Here is a 3,240-nt window from a genome sequence, read left to right on the forward strand (position 1 = left end):
TTTGCTCTTTAAAAATCTGGATCAAGCTGAAAATTGAAACGACACATCTTTAATGGTGTGTTCGAGTCTCTCAAATTTTCGCAATCAGAAGTGAAACATCTTCGGGTTGTGAGGTTAAGCGACTAAGCGTACACGGTGGATGCCCTGGCAGTCAGAGGCGATGAAGGACGTGCTAATCTGCGAAAAGCGACGGCGAGGTGATATGAACCTTTGACCCGTCGATGTCCGAATGGGGAAACCCAGTGTGTTTCGACACACTATCGTTAACTGAATACATAGGTTAACGAGGCGAACCGGGGGAACTGAAACATCTAAGTACCCCGAGGAAAAGAAATCAACCGAGATTCCCCCAGTAGCGGCGAGCGAACGGGGAGCAGCCCGGAGTCTGAATCAGCTTGTGTGTTAGTGGAAGCGTCTGGAAAGTCGCACGGTACAGGGTGACAGTCCCGTACACGAAAATGCACAGGTTGTGAACTCGAAGAGTAGGGCGGGACACGTGGTATCCTGTCTGAATATGGGGGGACCATCCTCCAAGGCTAAATACTCCTGACTGACCGATAGTGAACCAGTACCGTGAGGGAAAGGCGAAAAGAACCCCGGCGAGGGGAGTGAAAAAGAACCTGAAACCGTGTACGTACAAGCAGTGGGAGCACCTTCGTGGTGTGACTGCGTACCTTTTGTATAATGGGTCAGCGACTTATATTCTGTAGCAAGGTTAACCGTATAGGGGAGCCGCAGGGAAACCGAGTCTTAACTGGGCGTTAAGTTGCAGGGTATAGACCCGAAACCCGGTGATCTAGCCATGGGCAGGTTGAAGGTTGGGTAACACTAACTGGAGGACCGAACCGACTAATGTTGAAAAATTAGCGGATGACCTGTGGCTGGGGGTGAAAGGCCAATCAAACCGGGAGATAGCTGGTTCTCCCCGAAAGCTATTTAGGTAGCGCCTCGTGAATTCATCTTCGGGGGTAGAGCACTGTTTCGGCTAGGGGGCCATCCCGGCTTACCAACCCGATGCAAACTACGAATACCGAAGAATGTTATCACGGGAGACACACGGCGGGTGCTAACGTCCGTCGTGAAGAGGGAAACAACCCAGACCGCCAGCTAAGGTCCCAAAGTCATGGTTAAGTGGGAAACGATGTGGGAAGGCACAGACAGCCAGGATGTTGGCTTAGAAGCAGCCATCATTTAAAGAAAGCGTAATAGCTCACTGGTCGAGTCGGCCTGCGCGGAAGATGTAACGGGGCTAAACCATGCACCGAAGCTGCGGCAGCGACGCTTATGCGTTGTTGGGTAGGGGAGCGTTCTGTAAGCCGTTGAAGGTGTGCTGTGAGGCATGCTGGAGGTATCAGAAGTGCGAATGCTGACATAAGTAACGATAAAGCGGGTGAAAAGCCCGCTCGCCGGAAGACCAAGGGTTCCTGTCCAACGTTAATCGGGGCAGGGTGAGTCGACCCCTAAGGCGAGGCCGAAAGGCGTAGTCGATGGGAAACAGGTTAATATTCCTGTACTTGGTGTTACTGCGAAGGGGGGACGGAGAAGGCTATGTCAGCCGGGCGACGGTTGTCCCGGTTTAAGCGTGTAGGTGTGTGTTCCAGGCAAATCCGGTTCACTTTAACACTGAGGCGTGATGACGAGGCACTACGGTGCTGAAGTGATAAATGCCCTGCTTCCAGGAAAAGCCTCTAAGCATCAGGTAACACGAAATCGTACCCCAAACCGACACAGGTGGTCAGGTAGAGAATACCAAGGCGCTTGAGAGAACTCGGGTGAAGGAACTAGGCAAAATGGTGCCGTAACTTCGGGAGAAGGCACGCTGATATGTAGGTGAAGTCCCTGCGGACGGAGCTGAAATCAGTCGAAGATACCAGCTGGCTGCAACTGTTTATTAAAAACACAGCACTGTGCAAACACGAAAGTGGACGTATACGGTGTGACGCCTGCCCGGTGCCGGAAGGTTAATTGATGGGGTTAGCGGCAACGCGAAGCTCTTGATCGAAGCCCCGGTAAACGGCGGCCGTAACTATAACGGTCCTAAGGTAGCGAAATTCCTTGTCGGGTAAGTTCCGACCTGCACGAATGGCGTAATGATGGCCAGGCTGTCTCCACCCGAGACTCAGTGAAATTGAACTCGCTGTGAAGATGCAGTGTACCCGCGGCAAGACGGAAAGACCCCGTGAACCTTTACTATAGCTTGACACTGAACACTGGTCCTTGATGTGTAGGATAGGTGGGAGGCTTTGAAGCGTGGACGCCAGTCTGCGTGGAGCCGTCCTTGAAATACCACCCTTTAATGGCTGGTGTTCTAACGTGGACCCGTAATCCGGGTTGCGGACAGTGTCTGGTGGGTAGTTTGACTGGGGCGGTCTCCTCCCAAAGAGTAACGGAGGAGCACGAAGGTTAGCTAATCCTGGTCGGACATCAGGAGGTTAGTGCAATGGCATAAGCTAGCTTGACTGCGAGAGTGACGGCTCGAGCAGGTGCGAAAGCAGGTCATAGTGATCCGGTGGTTCTGAATGGAAGGGCCATCGCTCAACGGATAAAAGGTACTCCGGGGATAACAGGCTGATACCGCCCAAGAGTTCATATCGACGGCGGTGTTTGGCACCTCGATGTCGGCTCATCACATCCTGGGGCTGAAGTAGGTCCCAAGGGTATGGCTGTTCGCCATTTAAAGTGGTACGCGAGCTGGGTTTAGAACGTCGTGAGACAGTTCGGTCCCTATCTGCCGTGGGCGCTGGAGAATTGAGGGGGGCTGCTCCTAGTACGAGAGGACCGGAGTGGACGCATCACTGGTGTTCGGGTTGTCATGCCAATGGCACTGCCCGGTAGCTAAATGCGGAAGAGATAAGTGCTGAAAGCATCTAAGCACGAAACTTGCCCCGAGATGAGTTCTCCCTGAGACTTTAAGTCTCCTGAAGGAACGTTGAAGACGACGACGTTGATAGGCCGGGTGTGTAAGCGCAGCGATGCGTTGAGCTAACCGGTACTAATGAACCGTGAGGCTTAACCTTACAACGCCGAAGCTGTTTTGGCGGTGAGAGAGACGATTTTCAGCCTGATACAGATTAACAGAATTTGCCTGGCGGCTTTAGCGCGGTGGTCCCACCTGACCCCATGCCGAACTCAGAAGTGAAACGCCGTAGCGCCGATGGTAGTGTGGGGTCTCCCCATGTGAGAGTAGGGAACTGCCAGGCAAATTCTGTTAATCTGTATCAGGCTGAAAATCGTCTCTCT

General features: G+C 52.8%; 2 rRNA genes. Both read left to right on the forward strand.

Annotated features, from left to right (window positions below):
• Positions 1–112 precede the first annotated feature (112 nt).
• A 23S ribosomal RNA gene (locus tag IM284_RS20010) occupies positions 113–3,017 on the forward strand.
• Between the two features lie 67 nt (positions 3,018–3,084).
• Positions 3,085–3,200: ribosomal RNA gene (rrf, locus tag IM284_RS20015) — 5S ribosomal RNA — on the forward strand.
• The last annotated feature ends 40 nt before the right edge of the window (positions 3,201–3,240 follow it).

Source organism: Enterobacter cloacae complex sp. P12RS, from assembly GCF_014895875.1.
GTDB classification, from domain to species: domain Bacteria; phylum Pseudomonadota; class Gammaproteobacteria; order Enterobacterales; family Enterobacteriaceae; genus Enterobacter; species Enterobacter bugandensis.